20 protein-coding genes are annotated in these 23,392 nt (G+C 35.0%); 16 read left to right on the top strand and 4 right to left on the bottom strand.

What is annotated here, in order from left to right; all coding sequences use genetic code 11:
- Window positions 1-9 precede the first annotated feature (9 nt).
- Entirely contained in the window at window positions 10-1,425 is a 1,416-nt protein-coding gene (locus BKM63_RS00420; RefSeq protein WP_071634718.1) for an MBL fold metallo-hydrolase, read from the bottom strand.
- Window positions 1,426-1,635: 210 nt separating this feature from the next.
- On the opposite strand from BKM63_RS00420, the gene BKM63_RS00415 reads away from it, so the two are divergent.
- The 4 genes from BKM63_RS00415 to BKM63_RS00400 all read left to right on the top strand — a co-directional run bounded on the left by BKM63_RS00415 (window position 1,636) and on the right by BKM63_RS00400 (window position 5,742).
- Window positions 1,636-2,226 (top strand): HD domain-containing protein, encoded by a 591-nt coding sequence (locus BKM63_RS00415; protein WP_071634716.1) that lies wholly within the window; start codon window positions 1,636-1,638, stop codon window positions 2,224-2,226.
- Window positions 2,227-2,411: 185 nt separating this feature from the next.
- Window positions 2,412-3,758 carry a cytochrome ubiquinol oxidase subunit I gene (locus BKM63_RS00410; RefSeq protein WP_071635049.1) on the top strand — a complete coding sequence of 449 codons (1,347 nt, stop codon included), beginning with the start codon at window positions 2,412-2,414 and terminating at the stop codon, window positions 3,756-3,758.
- A gap of 2 nt (window positions 3,759-3,760) precedes the next feature.
- Window positions 3,761-4,837 carry a cytochrome d ubiquinol oxidase subunit II gene (gene cydB, locus BKM63_RS00405; RefSeq protein WP_071634714.1) on the top strand — a complete coding sequence of 359 codons (1,077 nt, stop codon included), beginning with the start codon at window positions 3,761-3,763 and terminating at the stop codon, window positions 4,835-4,837.
- A 449-nt stretch (window positions 4,838-5,286) separates the two neighbouring features.
- A complete protein-coding gene (locus BKM63_RS00400) occupies window positions 5,287-5,742 on the top strand; it encodes a GNAT family N-acetyltransferase (RefSeq protein ID WP_071635048.1) in 456 nt (151 codons plus the stop codon).
- 146 nt (window positions 5,743-5,888) lie between these two features.
- Here the strand turns inward: BKM63_RS00400 and BKM63_RS00395 are convergent, their stop codons facing one another.
- Both BKM63_RS00395 and BKM63_RS00390 read right to left on the bottom strand, forming a co-directional pair.
- Complete coding sequence (locus tag BKM63_RS00395) at window positions 5,889-6,674, bottom strand: sulfite exporter TauE/SafE family protein (protein WP_071634712.1); 786 nt, start codon at window positions 6,672-6,674, stop codon at window positions 5,889-5,891.
- A 354-nt stretch (window positions 6,675-7,028) separates the two neighbouring features.
- Complete coding sequence (locus BKM63_RS00390; protein WP_071634710.1) at window positions 7,029-7,655, bottom strand: Crp/Fnr family transcriptional regulator; 627 nt, start codon at window positions 7,653-7,655, stop codon at window positions 7,029-7,031.
- Window positions 7,656-8,013: 358 nt separating this feature from the next.
- Between BKM63_RS00390 and BKM63_RS00385 the strand changes: the two genes are divergently transcribed.
- From BKM63_RS00385 to BKM63_RS00360, 6 genes are all read left to right on the top strand, one after another.
- A complete protein-coding gene (locus tag BKM63_RS00385) occupies window positions 8,014-8,325 on the top strand; it encodes a rhodanese-like domain-containing protein (RefSeq protein WP_071634709.1) in 312 nt (103 codons plus the stop codon).
- A gap of 74 nt (window positions 8,326-8,399) precedes the next feature.
- Window positions 8,400-9,980 carry an NADP-dependent glyceraldehyde-3-phosphate dehydrogenase gene (locus tag BKM63_RS00380; protein ID WP_071634707.1) on the top strand — a complete coding sequence of 527 codons (1,581 nt, stop codon included), beginning with the start codon at window positions 8,400-8,402 and terminating at the stop codon, window positions 9,978-9,980.
- Between the two features lie 200 nt (window positions 9,981-10,180).
- Window positions 10,181-12,049, top strand: a complete 1,869-nt coding sequence (locus tag BKM63_RS00375; protein ID WP_071634705.1) for a M1 family metallopeptidase — start codon at window positions 10,181-10,183, stop codon at window positions 12,047-12,049.
- Between the two features lie 30 nt (window positions 12,050-12,079).
- Window positions 12,080-13,345, top strand: a complete 1,266-nt coding sequence (locus BKM63_RS00370) for an alpha/beta hydrolase-fold protein (RefSeq protein WP_071634703.1) — start codon at window positions 12,080-12,082, stop codon at window positions 13,343-13,345.
- Window positions 13,346-13,360: 15 nt separating this feature from the next.
- A complete protein-coding gene (locus tag BKM63_RS00365) occupies window positions 13,361-13,753 on the top strand; it encodes an ACT domain-containing protein (RefSeq protein ID WP_071634701.1) in 393 nt (130 codons plus the stop codon).
- Window positions 13,754-13,892: 139 nt separating this feature from the next.
- A complete protein-coding gene (locus tag BKM63_RS00360) occupies window positions 13,893-14,510 on the top strand; it encodes a hypothetical protein (RefSeq protein WP_071634699.1) in 618 nt (205 codons plus the stop codon).
- A gap of 66 nt (window positions 14,511-14,576) precedes the next feature.
- Here BKM63_RS00360 and BKM63_RS00355 read toward each other — a convergent pair whose 3' ends face one another.
- Window positions 14,577-15,140: an outer membrane beta-barrel protein gene (locus BKM63_RS00355; protein ID WP_071634697.1), complete on the bottom strand. Its 564-nt coding sequence runs from the start codon at window positions 15,138-15,140 to the stop codon at window positions 14,577-14,579.
- A 165-nt stretch (window positions 15,141-15,305) separates the two neighbouring features.
- Here BKM63_RS00355 and BKM63_RS00350 point away from each other — a divergent pair, with 165 nt between their 5' ends.
- From BKM63_RS00350 to BKM63_RS00325, 6 genes are all read left to right on the top strand, one after another.
- Complete coding sequence (locus tag BKM63_RS00350; RefSeq protein ID WP_071634695.1) at window positions 15,306-15,713, top strand: GNAT family N-acetyltransferase; 408 nt, start codon at window positions 15,306-15,308, stop codon at window positions 15,711-15,713.
- Between the two features lie 177 nt (window positions 15,714-15,890).
- A complete protein-coding gene (locus BKM63_RS00345) occupies window positions 15,891-16,265 on the top strand; it encodes a hypothetical protein (RefSeq protein ID WP_071634693.1) in 375 nt (124 codons plus the stop codon).
- 179 nt (window positions 16,266-16,444) lie between these two features.
- Window positions 16,445-17,527, top strand: a complete 1,083-nt coding sequence (locus BKM63_RS00340) for an efflux RND transporter periplasmic adaptor subunit (protein WP_071634691.1) — start codon at window positions 16,445-16,447, stop codon at window positions 17,525-17,527.
- A gap of 110 nt (window positions 17,528-17,637) precedes the next feature.
- Complete coding sequence (locus BKM63_RS00335; RefSeq protein ID WP_071634689.1) at window positions 17,638-20,805, top strand: efflux RND transporter permease subunit; 3,168 nt, start codon at window positions 17,638-17,640, stop codon at window positions 20,803-20,805.
- On the top strand, window positions 20,798-22,237 hold the full coding sequence (locus BKM63_RS00330) for a TolC family protein (protein WP_071634687.1): 1,440 nt from the start codon (window positions 20,798-20,800) through the stop codon (window positions 22,235-22,237). The genes BKM63_RS00335 and BKM63_RS00330 overlap by 8 nt, the downstream gene beginning before the upstream one ends.
- A gap of 113 nt (window positions 22,238-22,350) precedes the next feature.
- On the top strand, window positions 22,351-23,388 hold the full coding sequence (locus tag BKM63_RS00325; protein ID WP_071634685.1) for a S66 family peptidase: 1,038 nt from the start codon (window positions 22,351-22,353) through the stop codon (window positions 23,386-23,388).
- Window positions 23,389-23,392: the final 4 nt, after the last annotated feature.

The raw sequence follows: 23,392 nt of genomic DNA, 5'->3' as shown, positions 1-23,392 counted from the left end.
ATCTTTAATTTATTTCAATACTTTACTCTGGCAGACAAAATCTGATTTTGGAATTTCAGTTTTTGCAATGGCGCCAAAACCGCCGTCAACTTCGCTGAAATTTCTAAAACCGCGTGCCTGCAAAATCGAAGCGGCAATCATGCTTCTGTATCCACCGGCGCAATGCAGGTAAAAATGTTCATTCGGATTAATATCTTTTACCCAGTCATTAATATAAGCCAAAGGTTTACTGTAAGCATCTTCGATATGTTCTGCTTCATATTCGGTTTCTTTACGAACATCAATCACTTTATCTTCTTTGATATTAAATTTACCGGCAAATTCTTCAGCTGAGATTCGGTTTACTGTATCAGTTTCAAAACCAGCTTTTTCCCAGGCTTCAAATCCGCCTTCAAGATGACCAATGATAGAATCGAAACCAACACGGCTTAAACGAGTTACGGTTTCTTCTTCAAGACCTGTTTCGGTTACTAATATGATAGGTTGTTTTACATCGCCTATTAAAGTTCCAACCCACGGAGCAAAATCACCATTAATCCCGATGTTAATTGACTGAGGAATAAATCCTTTTGCAAAATCACCACTTTTTCTGGTATCTAAAATCAACGCTCCGGTTTCTTCGGCAACAGCCTCAAATTCTTCAGCCTTAATAGATTTCATTCCGTTATGCAAAACCGATTCAAAACTTTCATAACCTTGTTTGTTCATGGCTACATTCATGCTGAAATAGGCTGGAGGAGGCAGTAATCCATCGGTTACTTCTTTGATGAATTCTTCTTCGGTCATATTGGCGCGCAAAGCATAGTTGGTCGCTTTTTGATTTCCTATCGTTGAGACCGTTTCTTTGCTCATGTTTTTGCCGCAGGCACTTCCGGCTCCGTGCGCAGGATAAACGATAACGTCATCTGCCAGCGTCATGATTTTATCTCTTAACGAATGATATAAAATCCCGGCCAATTGATCCTGAGTCATTCCGGCGGCTTTTTGAGCCAGATCAGGACGACCCACATCACCTATAAATAAAGTATCTCCGGAGAAAATCGCATGATCTTTTCCGTCAGCGTCAATCAATAAATAGGTAGTGCTTTCTAAAGTGTGTCCCGGAGTATGAAGAACTTTAATGGTAACATTTCCAATTTTAAATTCCTGTCCGTCTTTTGCAGAAATGCAGTCAAATTCGCAGGCTGCATTAGGTCCGTATACAATTGGTGCTTTTGTTTCTTTGCTTAAATCAACATGTCCCGAAACAAAATCAGCGTGAAAATGTGTTTCAAAAATATATTTCAGTTTCACATCATCGCGTTTCAAACGATCCAGATAAGGCTGGATTTCCCGAAGCGGATCAATAATCGCCGCTTCTCCGTTTGAAGTAATATAATAAGCACCTTGTGCCAGGCATCCGGTGTAAATTTGTTCTATTTTCATGATACGTATTGTAAAAATAAGGGATAACAAAGGTAATCTAGTTTTTTCGTAAAATAGGTGACTTATGTTACAGAAATTTGATTTTTGTGTAAAAAATGGAAAGAAAAATAAAATTGACTAAGAATAGTAAATCAAAGGAAGTGGAATTTGATTAAGGATTAAGCATTTTGTAATTTTACAGCTTTACGAAATCATTTATACATCATTATTATGAACACAGCAGATTTATTAGATCAAATTGCTTTTATAAAAGAAATTGATAAAGTAAAATACATTCAGCGAAAAACAAAACTGTTTAACAGCGATCGAAATGAAAATGATGCAGAACACAGCTGGCATTTAGCTTTGATGGCAATTGTTTTGGCAGAACATTCAAATGAGCCGATTGATGTTTTAAAAGTCGTAAAAATGGTTTTAATACATGATATTGTAGAAATTGATGCTGGAGATGTTTTTATATATGATACGGCAAAAAGTCATGATAATACCGATGAAGAAAGATTGGCAGCAAATAGAATTTTTGGTTTGCTTCCGAAAAAACAGGCCGAAGAATTGATTTCAATTTGGGAAGAATTTGAAGCCGGAGAAACCAACGAGGCCAAATTTGCAAAATCAATGGACAGGTTAGAACCTTTATTGCAGAACACCTCGAATAATGGAGGAACCTGGAAAGAATTTGGCGTGAATTACGATAAGGTTTATGAAAAAAAGAGCGTTATTAAAGAAGGCTCAAATTCTTTATGGACGTACGCCGAAGGTTTGATTAATGAAAGCCTTGAAAAAGGAATTTTGAAGAAATAGTTTTTTTTCGTCGGCAAAACTTTGTCAAATTTTCAAACTTCGACAAAGTTGTAATGACAAGTGTCATTTCTACCCTTTAAATTGTTGAAAAGTTTAACAAATATAAGGTCATAAACTTTTTTTAAAGCACGTTAATTCGGGTTTTAATGGGTAAATTTGTGGAACTTCATAAACAAACGACACTTATGGAAGAAATGCTCTTTTATGACCGAATGCAATTCGCCTTCACCATTACTTTTCATTATCTTTTTCCACAGCTTACAATGGGTCTTTCGCTCATCATTGTTTACTTCAAATGGAAATACTTAAAAACTAAAAACGAACAATACAATCACGCCACCCATTTCTGGATGAAAATCTTTGCCCTCAATTTTGCAATGGGTGTTGTAACCGGAATTCCAATGGAGTTTCAATTTGGAACAAACTGGGCAAAATTCTCCGAATTAACGGGAGGAATTATTGGGCAGACCCTTGCAATGGAAGGAATGTTTTCTTTCTTTCTCGAATCTTCTTTTCTGGGTTTATTTTTATTTGGAGAAAAACTCCTTGGCCATAAATGGCATTTTGTAACCGGATTATTAATTATGATTGGTTCCTGGGCGAGTGGTTATTTAATTATTGCCACACATTCCTGGATGCAGAATCCGGTAGGTTATGAGATTCTCGAAAACGGAAAATTTGTACTGAATAATTTTCAGGCTTTATTTTTAAATCCGTGGCTTTGGCCTTCTTACTTACACAATCAGGCCGCTTCTTTAGTAACAAGCTCATTTGTTGTGGCCGGAATTGGCGCTTTCTATATTTTAAGTCAGAAAAATGTTTCTTTCGGGAAATTGTTCCTTAAAACGGGAGTGATCTTCGGATTGATTTCGAGTGTAATAGTAGCGGTTCCAACGGGAGATTTACTCGCAAAAAACGTTGTAAAATATCAGCCTGTGACTTTTGCCGCAATGGAAGGGATTTTTCATACCGAAAAGAAAGGTTCTGAAATTGTATTAATTGGCCAGCCCGATGTAAAAGACAAAAAACTCGATAATAAAATTGCCGTTCCTAATATTTTAAGTTTCCTGACTTATGGAAACTGGGAACAGGAAATTAAAGGTTTAGATCAGTTTGAAGAAGATCTGCATCCAACCAATATTTCGGGATTGTATTATGCCTATCATATTATGGTAGGACTTGGAACCGTATTTATTGGATTAATGGTGATTTCGCTTTTTCAATTAATAAGAGGAAAATTGTTTGAAACCAAATGGATTTTATGGTCGCTAATGTTCATGATGCCGTTTCCGTACATTGCCAATACAACAGGCTGGTACACGGCTGAATTAGGCAGACAGCCTTGGCTGGTTTACAATTTAATGCGGACTGCAGCCGGTGCTTCACCAACGGTTTCATCGGGAAATACCTTGTTTACATTACTGGGTTTTATAGGTTTATACCTTTTACTGGGAATGCTGTTTTTACTTTTAATTGGAAAAATTATTAATAAAGGGCCTCATAATGTAGACCTTTCATCAGAAAAAATATAGATATGGAATTTTTTTGGTACGTAGTTTTAATGGGAATTCTGGCTGTTTATCTGGTTTTAGACGGCTACGATTTTGGAGCAGGAATTATTCACTTATTTTTTGCTGATACAGAAAAAGATAAAAAGGCAATTACAAGCGCAATTGGTCCGTTTTGGGATGCTAATGAAGTCTGGCTGATTGCGGCTGGAGGGGTTTTGTTTTTTGCTTTTCCAACTTTATATGCTTCCTCATTCAGCGGTTTTTATCTCCCTTTGATTATGATTTTATGGCTATTGATTTTTCGTGCTATTGGATTGGAGATGCGCGGACAGATCCATAACGCAATGTGGGAATCGATTTGGGATAAAGCTTTTGGGATCGCAAGTTTGCTTTTGGCGCTTTTCTTCGGGATTGCTTTAGGAAATATTGTTCGTGGTGTAAATCTCGGAATGGTGCAAAACGGAATTTCAACGCAAGAACCACATTTTTTCTTTCTGCCTTTATGGAATCCGACTTTTAGCCCGCAGGCAAATGAATTGGGGATTATAGATTGGTTTACGCTTTTCTTGGGGATTGTGAGCGTTGTCGCTTTAACGATTCACGGCGCGAACTGGATTATTTATAAAACAAATTCATCTCTGAATCCGAAACTTAAAAATGTAGTTTTTAAACTGAATATTGTTCTTTTAATTTTAGTTTGCATATCCTTACAGATCTGGCATTTTATTGAGCCCCAGCCGTTTCATAATTTTGTTGAAAATCCAATCTTGTGGTTTTTTCCAGTTTTGACTTTTATAGGAATTGCCGGCTTGTTTAAAGTCCGTTCGTTTAAAAAAGACGGTCACGGATTTGTATTCTCCACTTTATTTCTAGTGGGAGGATTTGCATCAACAGCAGTTTCGATTTTTCCGAATGTATTGCCTTCAACCAATAAAGTCAATCCATCGCTAACGATTTACAACACCGCCGCTCACGAATACGGATTAAACGCCGGATTGAGCTGGTTTTTTATTGCTTTGTTTCTTGTGATTATTTACTTTATTATTCAGTATCGTGTTTTTAGCGGTAAAATGGATGATATTGGGTATGGGGAACATTGAGGTTTTTGCCTGCCAAGAATTGCACCAATTTTCACGAATTAATTAATATAAATAACCGTTGGTTTTAACCAGCGGTTTTTTTTTATTCCTCGTAATGACGTTGTGTGTGTTTGCGAAGAACCAGCAGTCTTACGATGTTTGGCAATTTTGAAAACAAAATTTCTAGTTTACCCAGCTCTGCGTTAGGGATAGGAGCGGTATCTCCCGATTTAGAAAAACAAGGCTTTTTAGCCGTAGTTTTTGTTAATTGGGAATAAAGCGGATAGCCCGGCCGGAGGAAACGCCCAAAAAATGCAAATCTCTTTATTTCTAGAAATACACTGATTTTTTAGTTTTTATTGCCGAATAACTTTGCAGAATGCTGGATGAGCTTGTTTTGTTCAAACTGGACTATATGTGAGTTTGTTCTTTATGATACTTTCGCTTTTTTAACTGAAACACTTAAAACAATGGATTACAAAATCAAAAAAGCAAGTATTGAAGATCTTAATGAAACAGCAGAACTTTTTAATCTTTATCGTGTTTTTTATCGTCAGGAATCTGATGTAGAAAAAGGAAAAGCATTTCTTAAAGAGCGATTATTGAATAATGAGTCGGATATTTTTTTAGTAATTACTAACGGAATTGCTGTTGGATTTGTGCAGCTCTACAAATTATTTCATTATACAAAACTGCAAAAGCAATGGCTTTTAAGTGATCTTTTTGTACATCCGGATTATCGTGGTAAAGGATTGTCTGTGGCGTTAATTGATCGCAGTAAATTATGGTGTGAAGAAACTGGAGCGTGTGGTTTAATGCTGGAAACGGAAAAAACAAATGATATAGGAAATACGTTATATCCTCGATGCGGATTTGAATATGATGGACTTCACAATTATTATCATTGGTGGAGAACTGCTAAATAATGACCATGATTTAGAATAGTAGAAAAGTTTAATTTAAATACAAATCCGCTTGTTCCCCAAAAAAAATAAGCGGATTTTTTAGTTTCATCTTTGCCAAAATTTAAAACTTTGGCAAAGATTACTCTACAAGTGAAACTAAATTCGAATTAAAACAAAACCTCTTTTGTAATTATATAAAATCCCATTACCAAAACAAACCAGCCAAAAAGCGGTTTTAATTTTGTACCGTCTATTTTTTTAGAAAGCTGGCTTCCGATAAACATTCCCAGAAGTGCCATTCCAGAAACGCCTAATAAGAATGTATAATTGATGGGTGTTCCAATGTATAAATCGCCTCCAAAACCTATCGAAGAATTAATGGTGATAATTAATAAGGATGTTCCAACGGCTTGTTTCATAGGTAAATTGGCAAAAAACAAGAGCGCCGGAATTATCAAAAAACCACCGCCGGCTCCCAGAAACCCTGTTACAATTCCGACGATAAATCCGATCAGGCTTAATTGGATGTAATTCGTTTCGCAGCTTTTTATTTCGGGTTGATTTTTTTTAATCATTGAAATTGCGGCAGTTATCATTAAGATCGAAAAGACAATCATGATTAGAAAATCTTTTGAAACGGAATATGATGCAATAGAAAATAGGGTAGAAGCAATCTGCGGAAAAATAACTTCGCGGATTATCAGAATCGAAATCACAGACGGAATGGCAAAATATAAAGCTGATTTCAGTTTTAAGTTTCCCATTTTATAGTGACTATAACTGCCAAACAAAGCTGTTAATCCCACAATAAATAAGGAATAAGAAGTAGCCTGCTCCGGGTTTACTTTAAATAAATACACTAGAATTGGAATTGTCAATATCGATCCGCCCCCGCCAATTAATCCCAGTGAAATTCCGATAATGATTGAGGCAAAATATCCTAAATATTCCATTGCATTTATTTTGATGCAAAGTTGCCCCGTAAATTAGAAACTTACAGTAACATTTATCACATACAAATGTTTTTTTGAGTGGGGAATTTTCGCCCGCGGATTTTGCGGATGAAACGGGTTGTCGCGGATTGTTAAAGGTTCTGGGCGTTATATTTTAAATGCATAGATACATAGTTTTACTAACTCTAAAAAAGACGTTTCACTTTTCATCAACAAACATATCTATGTGTCGACAACCCGCAAAGTATTTTGACTTCGCTCAATTTGACAAAACAATCTTTTGTAAATCTTTTAATCTGTGACACAAAGAAAAATAGCGTAAACTCGTTTTATCTGTAAAATCCGTGGGCAATATCATTTTAGTAATTCAATCTGGTTTCGGTTGAGTTTTACGAGGCCTCGCTGTTCCATTTTTTTTAATAATCTCGAAACAACTTCTCTTGAAGTGTTTAATTCAATTGCGATTTCCTGATGTGAAAGATTAACTTCAGAACAGCCGCAGGCATCAGAATGTCTTTTTAGGTAAAATTCCAAGCGTTCGTCCATAGAACGGAAAGCGATATTATCGACAACTTCCAGAACTTCTTCAAAACGGCTTCTGTAGGTTTCTATTACAAACTCGTACCATGATCTGTGTTCCATCATCCATTTGTCCATCATTTGCAGCGGAATCATCATAACCGAAACATCTTCGACAACTTTTGCCATAATCTGGCTTTTTTCACTTTTTGCGGTGCAGATCATCGAAATGGCGCAGGCTTGTCCGGGCTGTAGATAATACATTAAAAATTCGCCTCCATCTTCGCCTTCACGATAAATTTTAATTTTTCCTTTGGTTATCAAAACGGTATTTTTAATGTACTGTCCGGTACGCATTAAAATGGTGCCGGCTTCGAAATCCTGATGGCTTCCGTTTTCTTCAATAGTAGCAATTAGTTCGCTGGAAAAATTAGGAAAGATGGTTTTTAATGAATTTTGCATGTATTGTATTTTTTTGCCATGAATTACACGAATTTACTTAAATACGTTTCTGAAGTTTGTGTAAATCATAGCGTGATATTTTATCAAAAAGAAATCAAATATTATAATTCTTTACAAAGATAATAGATTGTGCTCGCATTAATTGTCAGAAAACTATATTTAGGATGAATTTTATGTAAATGAAAAAATCCTATTTTCTATCGATTTTGCAGACTATATTTTTAAAAATAGTAAGTAAATTTGTAAATCACTGATTATAATAGTTTCTCTAAAACGTTTTCTGAGAATAATAATCGAAATCGCATTTGGTACGTTTTTAATTAATAGAAACGTCGTAATTTTACAAAAAACACATATTATGAATTTATCACAAGAAGATTGGGTTAATCAGCTTGCTGCTGACGAGAATGCAGTTATACTGGACGTAAGAACTGAAGACGAATTTAATGACGGCTACATTGAAAATGCTTTAAACATTGATATCAATAAAGGCCAGGGTTTTATTTATGAAATAGAAGAATTAGATAAAAATAAAAACTATTATGTGTATTGTCGTTCTGGAGCCAGAAGTGCTAAAGCATGTCAGATTATGAATGAGTTAGGTATAGAAAATGCCTATAATCTGCTTGGTGGTATACTGGATTGGGAAGGCGAAACCGTACAACCATAAAAAAGAAGAAGAGGCAAAAAAAGCCTCTTTTTTCATTAAAGCACTATTAATAACCAAACTAAAATTACCAGATTATGAGTTTAATACCCGAAGAATTTGAAATTAAAACCCTTATAAACCAAGATACCTACCTTGTAAATGGAGAGTTAAAAAAGTGGACAGGGCAGACCACACCTGTATTTTCGACTATTTCTTCTACAGAAAAATATGCGCCTACCTTATTAGGTTCTATTCCCTTTATGGCCGAAGCCGAAGCAGCGGAAGTTGTTGAAGCAGCAAATAATGCCTATGATAAAGGACAGGGTTTATGGCCGACAATGAAAGTGGCTGACCGTATTAAATGCATGGAGAATTTCGTTAAACAAATGAAAGAAACCCGCGAAGAAGTCGTGAAGTATTTAATGTGGGAAATTGGGAAATCATTAGGGGATTCTCAAAAAGAATTTGACAGAACCGTAGAATACATTTATGACACTATTGCCAGTTATAAAGAATTAAACGGGCGCAGTTCGCATTTTGAAAAAGTACAGGGTGTAAACGCCATGATACGCCGCGGACCGCTTGGAGTGGTTTTGTGTCTTGGGCCTTACAATTATCCCTTAAATGAAACTTTTTCATTGCTGATCCCGGCTTTGATAATGGGAAATACCGTTATTTTCAAACCGGCTAAACATGGTGTTTTATGTATTTCGCCATTGCTGGAAGCTTTCAGAAGCAGTTTTCCTAAAGGAGTTATAAATATCGTTTACGGACGCGGACGCGAAGTAGCTTCTCCAATTATGAAATCCGGTAAAATTGATGTTTTGGCATTAATTGGAAACAGTAAATCGGCGATTGCTTTACAGGATCAGCATCCAAATAAAAACAGACTTCGTTTGATTTTAGGTCTTGAAGCTAAAAACCCGGCGATTATTCTTCCGGATGCCGATTTGGATTTGGCTATCCAGGAATGTATAACAGGAACTTTATCTTTCAACGGACAGCGTTGTACGGCTTTAAAAGTTTTATACGTTCATGAATCAATTGCAGAAGAATTCAACAGAAGATTCTCTGAAAAAGTAGATGCCTTACAATTTGGAAATCCGTGGGAAAAGGGAGTGGCTTTAACACCGCTTCCGGAAACTGAAAAACCAAATTACATTCAGGGATTAATTGACGATGCAACAAGCAAAGGAGCAGAAGTTCTAAATCAAAAAGGAGGAAAACACACAGAAAATTATATTTTTCCCGCAGTTTTATATCCGGTAAACAGCAAAATGCGTGTGTATCACGAAGAACAATTTGGACCGGTGGTGCCAATTATTTCGTTTAAAGATATTCAGGAACCATTAGAAGATATGGCTGAATCTAATTACGGACAGCAGGTGAGTTTATTCGGAAAAGACATTAAAACTCTGGCACCGCTTATCGATGCTCTGGTAAACTTAGTCTGCCGAGTGAACTTAAACAGCTCTTGCCAAAGAGGTCCGGATGCTTTCCCTTTTACAGGTCGTAAAGATTCTGCAGTAGGAACATTAAGTATTCCAGATGCTTTGCGCTCTTTCTCAATTCGTACGTTTGTCGCTTCAAAAGATATCGCTTATAACAATGAAATTCTGCAGGAATTGCTAAACAGCAAAGAATCAAATTTTATAAATACCGATTATATTTTGTAGTATCAAGGTTATATATTAATTGTAGGTACCGCCTTTTTCTTTTTGAAATGGGCGGTTTTTTCTTTTTATGCCGCTAAGATTTTGGGATTCTGAGATGCCAGGCTTTTTTTAAATTGTAATTTTATAAAGTTTTGTAACATTATTTTAAAAAAGAGGTCTTATTATAAATAGTTAAAATTTATCAAACCAAAAACCAGCTTATGAAAAAAAGATTATTTCAATTTACATTTATTGCATTTTTGTTTTTGACGCACACAGGTTTTGCACAAGAACTATATATGCCTAGAAATATAAAAGAGGCATACGAAAAAGGAACTCGTTCTAAAGATGGGAAACCCGGCAAAAACTATTGGCAGAATCACGGAAAATATACGATGGATATTACCGTTGATGCTAAAACAAAAATGGTAAGCGGAACAGAAACCATTGTTTATGAAAACAACAGTAATAACTCGTTAGATAACCTGGTTATTCGATTTGTAAATAATCTGCATAAACCATCTTCGCCAAGAAGCGGGAATGTAAGCGATGACTTTTTAAGCAGCGGCTTAACGATTACAACGTTAAAAGTTGATAATGAAATTTATAAAGAAGATGCCAGAAGCTGGGGAACCGTGGGAATTGTAAAATTGAAAAAAGCAATTGCACCTCATTCTAAAGCAACAATTAATATCGATTGGAATTATCCTTTGTCTAAAGAAAGCGGCAGAGAAGGACAAATTGATGAAACTACTTTTTTTGTGGCATACAGTTATCCTCGTGTTTCTGTTTTTGATGATTATAATGGATGGGATAAATTACCGCACACAGATCGTCAGGAATTTTACAATGATTTTAATGATTATACTTATTCTGTAAAGGCACCTAAAAATTACGTGGTTTATGCAACTGGAGATTTCTTAAATCCTGATGAAGTTTTACAGCCGGAGTTTGCAGCACGCCTTAAAAAATCATATTCTACAGATGAGATTCTGCATGTTGCAAACGAGAAGGAAATGAAAAGCGGTGCAGTAACCAAACAAAACGACTGGAATATCTGGAAATTTGAAGCAAACAATATTTCAGATGTCTGCTTTGGGCTAAGCGATCATTATTTATGGGATGCGAGCAGTGTTTTGGTAGATAAAAAAACAAATCGCCGCGCGAGTGTTCAGGCGGCGTATGATGTTAAAGGAACTGATTTTGTAAATTCGGTTAAGAACAACCAGTTTGCGTTAGATTGGTTCTCGAATAACTGGCCGGGAATTCCGTATCCATTTTCAAAAATGACAGCTTTTCAGGGTTTCGCTGATATGGAATACCCAATGATGTGTAACGATTCGCAAATGGGAGATCCTATATTTGCACAATTGGTTCAGGATCACGAAGTAGCACATACTTATTTTCCGTTTTTTATGGGAATCAACGAAACACGCTATGCTTTTATGGACGAAGGCTGGGCTACAACTTTTGAATACTTAATTGGAATTGCTGAACACGGAAAAAAAGCCGCCGATGACTTTTATAAAAAATTTAGAGTAGAAAATTATATCAACGATTTGTCAACAGAAGAAGATCAGCCTATAATTTCAATGTCTACACAAGTTTCCGGCGCAGGTTACGGAAACAACTCTTACGGAAAAGCGTCACTTTCTTATTTAGCTTTAAAAGATATGCTGGGAGATGATTTGTTTAAAAAAGCACTCCACCATTATATGAATACCTGGAATGGTAAACACCCAATTCCATGGGATTATTTTAATTCGATGAACATGGGCTCAGGTAAAAATCTGAATTGGTTTTTTAATAACTGGTTTTTTACCAATAATTACATTGATATTTCTATAAAAGAAGTTTCAAAAAATACTATTTCTATTGCAAATGCAGGTGGTTTTGCAATTCCGTTTGATCTGATTGTGGTTTATGGAGATAATACGACAGAAACATTACATCAAACGCCGGCAATCTGGGAAAAAAATCAAAAAACAGCAGTAGTTACAATTAACAGTAAAAAGCAAATTAAAAAAGTTACTGCTGATGGAGGGATTTTTCTAGATGCTACGCCTGCAAACAATGTGTGGGGAAGCTGATTTTTATTATATAAAATAAACAAATCGATTATGGAAATAAGTTTACAGAATATTTTTAGTAAAAGAAAAACAGTGGTATTTGTTTTTTTTATACTTTTTAATTTTGGATTTGCACAGAATAATTCAAAAATTGAAATAGGAACAATTGACAGTATTTCTTCAAAAGTTTTAGGCGAGAGCCGTAAAATCTGGGTGCATCTTCCTAGAAGTGCTAAAAATACCGGGTTTGCAAAACAAAAATATCCTGTAGTTTATGTATTAGACGGAGATGCTCATTTTAGTTCGGTTGTGGGAATAATCGAAGAATTAAGTGAAATAAACGGAAATACAAATTGCCCTGAAATGATTGTAGTAGGGATTACAAATACAAACAGAAACCGTGATTTAACGCCAACACATTCAGATGTTGATCCTCCATTTGTTCCTAAGGGGCTAAGCGAACAATCAGGCGGGGGAGAAAAATTTACTGCCTTTTTAGAAAAAGAATTAATACCATATATTGATGCTAAATACCCAACGGCACCGTATAAAACATTAATAGGACATTCTTTTGGAGGATTAACGGTTATGAATATTTTAACCAATCATACTTCTCTGTTCAATTCTTACATTGCTATCGATCCAAGTATGTGGTGGGATCATGATCAGTTTTTAAAAGAAACTACAAAAAAGCTCGCAGCTAAAAATCTAACAGGGATTTCTTTGTTTTTAGCCGCCGCTAATACAATGGATGATAATATGAATATTGTAAAAGTTAGAAGAGATACAACCGTTTTTACGAGACATATACGATCTATTCTGAACTTAAATGATTTCTTAAAACAGAATAAAAAAAGCAATTTAAATTACGAATACAAATATTATGATAAAGACGATCATGGTTCTGTACCCTTAATTGCCACATACGATGGATTGCGTTTTTTATTTAAGTTCAATAAACTCCAGCTTTCAATACCGGAAAAAATTAATTTTGATAAAGCTGTTTTGTCTAAAATGGAAAAACATTTTGATGAGGTTTCGAAGCATTTAGGGTATAAAGTCAGTATACCCGAAAATACAATAAATGCCTATGGATATCAGTCTCTGGGTAAAAAAGATATAGAATTGGCCGGTTATTTATTCAAGATGAATGCGGCTAATTATCCTCAAAGTCCCAATGTGTATGATTCGCTTGGCGATTTTTACGAAGCCGGTGGAGATAAGAAAAATGCAATTGCGAACTATGAAAAGGCTCTGGTTCTCGATAAAAACTTCGCTGAAACAAAAGCAAAATTAGAAAAGCTTACAAGTAATTGATTAAAAATAAATAAAATGTCAGGAGAAAAAGATTTACAGATATTACTTAAAAGCATGAAACCTCAACACAAATCTGGTGATTATGTTTTTTGTAAAGTAGAAAAATTAGAAAATCTCGATTTAGATAATATAGACATGATTTTTAGGGAAGAAGAAGCCATTACGCTGATACTGAAAAAAGAAATCGCTCAAAAACTGAATCTGGATTATTCTGTTATAATGTCGTGGATAACTCTTTCGGTACATTCTTCACTGGAAGCAGTTGGATTAACGGCAGCTTTTTCTAAAGCGCTTTCAGATCATGAGATAAGCTGTAATGTAGTTGCTGCATTTTATCACGATCATATTTTTGTAAATAAAAAAGATACTGAAAAAGCTCTGAATATTTTAAATTCATTTTCAAAATAAGTTTTTTTTCTTTTTATAAATAACTGTTACAGAAACCGCTCTTTTTAAAGGAGCGGTTTTTTTTAAACTAAATTGCAAAATAGTTTTTGTAAGAAAAATTTAATACGTTTGCAAAAAATAAAAAAACACTCAAAACCCAATGAAAAATTATTTAATTCTTATTATTTTGCTGTTTTCGCTAAAGATTGCAGCACAAAATGATGCTAAAACCAAGTTTCAGAAAAACAAATACGAATTAGCTGTTTCTTATTACAAAAAATCAGATTTTGTAAACGCTTTAGATCAATTTTCAATTGCTTCCAGAATTAAACCAGAAAATGAAATAGGGCAGGAGGCTATCAAAAAAGTGGATACTTTGAAAGAAATTTTAAGAAAAGAAATTTTAGAAAGAGTTAACGGAACGTGGTTAATGACAGGCGATAAGCCAATATGGACGGTTAATGGAAATGAAAATTTTAAGAATAAAGAAGTAGATGAAGTAATAGAAGTAAACGATAATAAAATTTTGTTCTATGAGCAGGATCGTAAAACTAAAGTTAGAAAACTAATAAAAACAGAAGATTTAGTTTACTATAATATGGACAAATCAGATTCGTTATATTCAGCTATTATTTTATCAGATGGCTCAGTATGGAATTGCAGTATCGACGATAAATCTAAAGTTTTGCATATAATTAATATTGCCAGAAAAGGACAAAACGGAGTCGAAAAAATTACACAAGATAATCAGGAAGTTTATTATAAAAAGGAGCTATAAACTTACAAACAAATATATTTATCAAAAAAGGAATCTAATTTTAGATTCCTTTTTTTGATATAATTTTTATAAAAATTTAAAACCAAGTGAAAAATTAGTAATTCCGGTTTTTATTTCTCCGCTGGAACTATCAATATCAATTAGTCCGGCAAGATATCTAATATCAAAAGTAAATTTCCAGACATCTACCCCAACGCCTCCCAATACGCTGTGATTGTTTTTTTCTAATGCGATATAATTTAGATTATTACTGGTTTTAATATCGGAATAATTTTTCCAGTTATATCCCACCAATAGGCGTACATTTCCCACTTTGCCAAGCGGAATAAGCTTATATCCTGCAATTAATGTGGCATCTGTTCCTGCTAACTTAAATTCAGTTTCACCAACACCATTTTGATACACACTGAAATTTGATTTCGCATAACCAAATTCGCCTTGCGCATAAAAAAGTAAAAGATTAACGCGGGCAAATGCCGCAAAGCCAATTCCGGAATTGGTATGATCTGAGCTAAAATTGTTTGTATTTACAGAAGTAATATTGGTAGAAATTTGAGGACCAATTTGAATTAATTGTGCAAATCCGTTCGTACAAATACATAAAAAAGAGACAAGCAAGAATTTTTTCATAATGCAGTTATTTGTTTTTAGATGATATAAAAATAAATATAAAAGCTTAAAAATGAAAGATTTATCTTCTTTTATTTTTTGTAAATATGTATAGTTAAATATTTTAGGTTTTTTAATTGAAAATGAAATGCATTACTTTTGAAACAACCCGAAAAAATAATAAAAATGGAAATTAAAGAAATTCAAGCCTCAGAAACCTGGCAGATCAGGCATGAAGTAATGTGGCCGGACCACCCTTTTGAATTTGTAAAGTTAGAAGAGGATAATTCCGGATTTCATTTTGGAATTTTTGAAAACGATAAGTTAGTTTCGATAGTTTCATGCTTTATCGAAGGTCAGGAAATGCAGTTTAGAAAACTGGCAACTTTAGCAGAATATCAGGGAAAAGGAATTGCTTCGCATCTTCTAAAATATATCCTGAAGTTTGCAAAAGAAAAGAATATAAACAAAGTTTGGTGCAATGCCAGAAGCAATAAAAAATCATTTTATGAGAAATTTGGTATGAAAGATACTTTTAAAACTTTTAGCAAAGCAGAGCAGGAGTTTACTATAATGGAAATTGTTCTTTTTTAATAATATTTGTAAGTAGTTGATTTGTAGAGTTGTATAAATTTTGTTCTCGTAAAACGTAAGTTTTTTAATAAAATAGTTGAATATTAAATGAATGAAAACGTTTTCGTTTTATATAACTGTTAAACCTTGTTAAAAATTCTTTTTTTGTTTTAATACTTTTACTACTTTCGCACCCAAATGAGAAAGTTAATAGTATTTCTAGTATTCATGAATTTGCTTCTGCTGGGCGGAGGCCAATATCTTAATGCGAATACTTTTTCTCATAATCATCATCTTGCACAAAAACATAGAGTTAAATTCACCAATCATGATCGTGGAACTTCAATTATTGAAGATGCCGATATTGATTTAGAGGAAGACCTTGTGGGCAACGATGATACCAATTTACTTACGAATAAGTTTTTTGCTGCTTCGTATAGTTTGGTAGACACTTTGTATCTGGCACTTTCAGATCAGTCTGCAGCGAATGATTCCAATCGTTTAAAAATTTCTACGCCTTTCTTTGGGCATTCAAATCCTATCTATATTACTCAACGAGTATTAAGAATTTGATTTTAAAGTATACATCGGTTACCTTGTCGTGATCTGCATATCTCGTTGATGTATATTTATTTTTTTACTTCTTCTTATATGAAAGTTAAGGTCTGACTAAGGCTGGCTGATGCATTTAATCATCCAAAAAAGGAATCTTTATTCCAAAGCATTCAATCGCTTAATTTCCAAACTAAATCATGAAAAGAATTATCTTGTTCACAGGCTTTATGGCCTTAGTGTGCTTAACTAGCTGTACATCTAAAAAAGAAGAGAAAGAAGAAGCAGAAAAATTCACGGTTACAAATCCGATTAGAATTGACACTTCATTTACAAAAGAATATGTTTCGCAGATTAAATCTGTTCGAAATATCGAGATCCGTGCCCAGGAAAAAGGGTTTTTACAAAACATTTATGTTGATGAAGGACAATTTGTGCATAAAGGCCAATTGTTGTTCAAAATTATGCCAAACATGTATCAGGCCGAATTACTTAAAGCGCAGTCTGAACAAAAATCAGTAGAAATTGAATTGCAAAATTCAAAATTACTGGCTGATAAAAATATCGTTTCTAAAAATGAATTAAGTGTAGCTCAGGCAAAACTACAATCTGCAAAAGCCGAAGTTGCATTGGCAAAACTTCATTTATCATTTACCGAAATCAGAGCTCCGTTTGACGGAACAATCGACAGAATTCCTTTGAAATTAGGAAGTCTTATCGATGAAGGCGAATTATTGACAAGTCTTTCAGACAACAGTCAGATGTTTGCTTATTTCAACGTATCAGAACCTGAATATTTACAATACCAAACAGACGTGAAAGACCGTGCTGACAATAAAGTAAGCTTGGTTCTGGCGAATGGAGATACTTTTAAAGAAAAAGGAAACGTAGAAGTTATAGAAAGTGAATTTAATAATGAAACAGGAAATATTGCTTTTAGAGCAAGATTCCCAAATTCAGGAAAATTACTTAGAAACGGTGAAACCGGGCAGGTGCAAATGATCGTGCCGCTTAAAAACGCTATTGTAATTCCGCAAAAAGCGACTTACGAAATTCAGGATAAAAAATATGTTTTTATAGTGGATAAAAATGATAAAGTAAGCTCTAGAGAAATCACAATTACAGGTGAAATCCCTGATTTATATGTGATAAAAACCGGACTGAATGAAGGTGATAAAATCTTACTTGAAGGTGTTCAGAAAGTAAAAGAAAACGACAAAATTAAATACGAATTTGAATCTCCTAAAAAGGTAATCAATAACCTGCGCTTAAAAGCAGAATAGGTTTTTGTTTAATAGTTTCAAGTTTCAGGTTTTAAGTTTCGTGCTGAACAACCAGAAATCAGAAACACTTTTAAACTTCAAATAAGTTTAATCATTAAAAAAATATAAAAATGTTTAATAAATTTATTCAAAGACCAGTATTGTCGATAGTAATATCGCTGATAATTGTCTTTTTAGGGGTTTTGTCTGTATTGAATTTGCCAATTACACAATTCCCTACAATTTCGCCGCCAATGGTGAACGTTACTGCAGATTATCCTGGATCTAACGGTGAGTTGATGGTTAAGGCAGTGGTTATTCCTTTGGAAAGAGCCTTAAATGGAGTACCGGGAATGAAATATATGGCTTCTGATGCCGGAAATGATGGTGAAGCTACAATTAAAGTAGTTTTTAACTTAGGAACAGATCCAAATCAGGCCGCGATCAACGTTCAGAACCGTGTGGCTTCGGTTACCAATAAGTTACCTCCACTGGTAATTAGAGAGGGTATCAAAATTACCCGAGAAGTACCGAGTATGTTGATGTACGTGAATCTTTACAGTACAGACAAAAATACTGACATGAAGTTCTTGTATAACTATGCTGATATCAACGTACTTTCTGAATTAAAAAGGGTAAATGGTATTGGTTCTGGAGATATCTTAGGAACACGTGAATATGCCATGCGTATTTGGTTGAAACCTGATCGTATGCTGGCTTATAAAATTTCTGCCGATGAAATAATGGAAGCATTATCTAGTCAGAGTTTGGAGGCTTCTCCGGGTAAAACGGGAGAAAGTTCTGGTAAACGTTCTCAGGCATTTGAATATGTATTGAAATATTCCGGACGTTTTACAACAAAAGAGCAATACGAGAACATTGTAGTAAAAGCAAATCCGAACGGAGAACTTTTGCGTTTGAAAGATGTTGCCAAAGTTGAATTTGGAAGCTCGATGTACGATATCTATTCTAATTTGAATGGAAGACCATCTGCCGCGATTGTATTAAAACAATCTTTTGGAAGTAACGCGAATCAGGTTATTGAAGAAGTAAAAGCAAAACTGGAAAAAATTAAGCAGAGATTTCCAAAAGGAATGGATTACGAAATTTCGTATGACGTTTCTAAATTCCTAGATGCTTCTATCGAAAAAGTAATTCACACTTTGGTCGAAGCATTTATTCTGGTAGGGTTAGTCGTATTCCTTTTCTTAGGAGACTGGCGTTCTACAGTTATTCCGGCAATTGCGGTACCGGTATCGTTAGTGGGAACCTTTGTGTTCATGACATTCTTTGATATTTCATTGAACTTGATTACGTTATTTGCTTTAGTATTGGCAATTGGAGTCGTCGTCGATGATGCTATTGTAGTGATCGAAGCTGTACACGCCAAGATGGAAGAAGAACATCTCTCGCCGTTTAAAGCGACTAAAAAAGCAATGCATGAGATTGCAGGAGCAATTATTGCAATTACATTCTTAATGGCGGCGGTATTTATCCCGGTTGCGTTTATGTCTGGTCCGGTTGGGGTATTTTACAGACAGTTCTCTGTAACTATGGCAACTGCGATTATCCTTTCTGGTATTGTGGCTTTGACATTGACACCGGCGCTTTGTGCAATGATGCTAAAGAACAATCACAGTCAGCCTAAAAAGAAAACACCAGCGAATAGATTTATAGATGCTTTCAACGAAAAATTCAATTTAGCGCAAGGTAAATATCAAAATCTATTAGGTAAAATTGTTGACAGAAGAGTTGTGACTATTGTAGCGCTTCTTGGTTTCTGTGCCGGAACGTGGTTAATAAGCAGTTCTGTTCCTTCAGGATTTATTCCTAATGAGGATCAGGGAATGTTTTATGCTGTAATTCAAACTCCTCCGGGTTCATCTTTAGAAAGAACCAATAATATTGCAGAGAGAGTTCAAAAAATCGCAGAAGATATCGATGGGGTAAAATCAGTTTCTTCATTAGCAGGTTATGAGATTTTATCTGAAGGTACAGGAGCTAACTCAGGTACTTGTTTGGTGAACCTGAGAGACTGGAGCGACCGAAAAGAATCTGTTGTTGAAATTATGCATGAAATGGAGGAAAAATGTAAAGATATTACGGGAGCGAATATCGAGTTCTTCCAACCGCCTGCTGTACCTGGATATGGTGCTGCCGGAGGATTTGAACTTCGTTTATTAGATAAAACCGGTTCTGTTGATTATAAGAGAATGGAACAGGTAAATAACGATTTTGTTGCTGAATTAAACAAACAGCCGGAATTATCAAACGTATTTAGTTTTTACAGCTCTAGTTTCCCTCAGTACATGATGAAAGTCGACAATGACCTGGCACAGCAAAAAGGTGTTTCTATCGAAAATGCCATGAATACTTTGTCAACTCTTGTGGGAAGTAATTACGAAATCAGTTTTATTAAATTCGGTATTAACTATAAAGTAATCGTTCAGGCTTCACCAGAATATCGAGCACAGCCGGATGATATCTTAAAATTATACGTAAAAAATGATCGTGATGAAATGGTGCCTTTTTCTGCTTTTATGAAATTGGAAAAAGTGTACGGACTTTCAGAAATTACACGTCATAACATGTACACCTCAACTCAAATCAGTGGTTCTCCGGCCGCAGGTTATAGTTCTGGTACCGCGATTAAAGTAATTCAGAAAATAGCGGCTGAAAAATTACCAAGAGGATATGACATTGACTGGGCAGGTATTTCTGCCGATGAGGTTGCTCAGGGTAATCAGGCGATTTGGGTGTTCTTAATTTGTTTAGGATTCGTTTACCTGGTATTAGCTGCTCAATATGAGAGTTTTATTCTGCCATTATCTGTAATTCTTTCATTACCGGCTGGTATTTTTGGAGCTTTCCTTTTATTAAAACTAACAGGATTAGAAAATAACATTTATGCTCAGGTTGCCATGGTAATGCTTATTGGTTTATTGGGTAAAAATGCCGTATTGATTGTAGAATTTGCCATACAAAGACACGCAGCAGGTAAGTCAGTTTTAGAAGCAGCAATGGAAGGCGCAAAAGCAAGGTTCCGTCCTATCTTAATGACTTCATTTGCCTTTATCGCCGGATTATTACCGCTTGCATTTGCAACGGGCCCTGGTAAAATTGGTAACAGAACAATTGGTACAGCAGCAGCAGGAGGTATGCTTATAGGAACCATCTGCGGTGTATTTGTAATTCCGGGCTTGTATTTCATTTTTGCTAAAATCGCAGAAAAACACAAACTGGTAAAACATGAAGAAGAGAATCCATTAACAGAAGAAATTGATAACAATCATGTATAAAGTTAAATTATATCAGTACAGTATTGCATTGGGCTTATGTCTTGCCGTGGCAGGATGTAAAGCTCCTGCAGCTGAAACAGCAAGTACAAGTGCTCCTGTTCCTGAAGCATTTGGAAATGTAAAATCTCAGGACACAACCAATACTTCTGCTCTAAAATGGAAAGATTTCTTTAAAGATCAAAACCTGGTAGAGTTGATTGATATTGCGCTGAAAAACAATCAGGAACTAAATATGACTTTGCAGGAAATTGAAATAGCAAAGAATGATATCAGAGTTCGTAAAGGTGCTTTATTGCCAACAGTTGGAGTTCGTGCCGGTGCGGGAATTGAAAAAGTAGGACGCTATACAAGTCAAGGTGCCGGTGATGCCACAACAGAGATTAAGCCTGGAATCGAAACCCCGGACCCACTACCGGATTATACCATTGCCGCTTATGCAAACTGGGAAGTAGATATCTGGAAAAAATTACGCAATTCTAAAAAAGCTGCCGTAAACCGTTATTTAGCTACGGTTGAGGGTAAAAACTTTGTTGTAACCAATTTAATCGCTGAAATCGCCGATTCTTATTATGAATTATTGGCTCTGGACAGTCAGCTGGATATTGTAAAACAAACTATTACTTTACAGTCTAATGCTTTAGAAATTGTAAAAATTCAAAAACAAGCAGCAAGAGCAACAGAACTTGGCGTTCAGAAATTTCAGGCTGAGGTTTTAACTTCAAAAAGTTTAGAGTTTGATATTTTGCAGAAAATTAAAGAAAACGAAAACAAAATCAACTTTTTGTTAGGACGTTATCCGCAGGATATTAAAAGAGATAAAACCAATTTTACAGATTTGCTTCCGGCGGCCGTAAATTCTGGTATTCCATCTCAATTGCTAATCAATCGTCCTGACGTGAAACAGGCAGAATTAGAATTAGTTGCTGCTAAACTAGATGTAAAAGTAGCTCGTGCAGAATTTTATCCTTCATTGGATATTTCGGCAGCTTTTGGAGTTCAGGCTTTTAAACCATCTTATTTGTTTACATTTCCTGAATCAATTCTATATTCATTAGCCGGAGATATTGCAGCACCGCTTATCAATAGAAATGCAATAAAAGCAGAATTTTCCAGTGCCAATGCAAGACAGCTTCAGGCATTGTATAATTATGATAAAACTATTTTAAATGCTTATTTAGAAGTTTCAACGCAGCTTTCTAAAATAGAAAACCTTCAAAAAGGCTACGATTTAAAATCACAACAGGTTGATGCTTTAAACAGATCAATTGATGTTTCGAATGATTTGTTCAAATCGGCAAGAGTAGATTATTTTGAAGTTTTGATGACACAGAGAGATGCATTAGAAGCTAAACTTGAATTAATAGATACTAAGAAAGAACAATTAAATGCTGCAGTTCATGTTTATAGAGACCTGGGCGGCGGATGGAAATAATATTGCCTGTTAATTTGTAGCGAAAAAGCCTTTTGAGAGTAATCTTGAAAGGCTTTTTCAGTTTAAGATGAAACGGATGAACTTCTTTATATTTGTATTTCAAAAGTTATTTTATGAAGAGTCTTATTAAACCAAAAGCATTAAAGCGAGGTGATAAAGTTGCGGTAATATCGCTCTCGTGGGGAGGTGCCGGAGAATTACCGCACAGATATGAATTCGGAAAAAAACAGCTTCAGGAAGTGTTTGGACTGGAAGTTGTAGAAACGAGAAATGCTTTGAAACCCGCAGATTGGATTTATAACAATCCCAAAGCGCGTGCCGAAGATTTAATGGAAGCATTTTTGGATGACTCCATCAAAGCGATTATTAGTAATATTGGAGGAGAAGACAGTGTTAGAATTCTGCCCTTTTTAGATTTAAACATTATAAGACAAAACCCGAAAATATTTTTAGGTTTTTCAGATTCTACAATAACCCATTTTGCTTGTTTAAAAGCAGGATTGACTTCTTTTTACGGCACTTCAGTCTTAGTAGGATTTGCCGAGAATTGCGGTATGCACGATTACCAAATTGAAGATATTAAGAGAATGTTGTTTTCTGCAAAACCTTCGGGAGAAATACTTCCAAGTCAGGGTTGGACATCCGAATATCTGGATTGGTTTGATACTTCATTATCCAATACAAAAAGAACTATGACACCATCAAAGGGATGGAACTTTTTGCAGGGAAAAGAGAAAGTGCAGGGAAAATTAATAGGAGGCTGTTTAGACGTATTAGAATTTTTGAAAGGTACAGAATTATGGCCGTCAGCGGAAGAATGGAATGATTGTATTTTATTCTTAGAAACCTCCGAAAGTAAAGTAGAGCCAAGGGTGTTGAAGTATTGGCTTAGAAATTATGCTGCTCAGGGTATTTTGCATCGTGTAAAAGGAATTATTTTCGGCCGTCCGTATGATGCGAAATATGCCCAAGAATATAATGATGAGATACTTAAAATTATAAAAGAAGAAAATTTAACAGATCTTCCCATTATTACCGAAATGGATTTTGGTCATACCTGCCCAACATTTACTATGCCGTTTGGTGCTTTGGCAGAAATAGATTCTGTAAATAAAACTTTCAGCATTTTAGAAAGCGGTGTAATAGAATAATATA

The organism is Flavobacterium johnsoniae (genome assembly GCF_001879205.1).
GTDB lineage: Bacteria > Bacteroidota > Bacteroidia > Flavobacteriales > Flavobacteriaceae > Flavobacterium > Flavobacterium johnsoniae_A.
The sequence above is the reverse complement of the archived record's forward strand: the minus strand, read 5'-3'. Positions and strand labels throughout refer to the sequence as shown.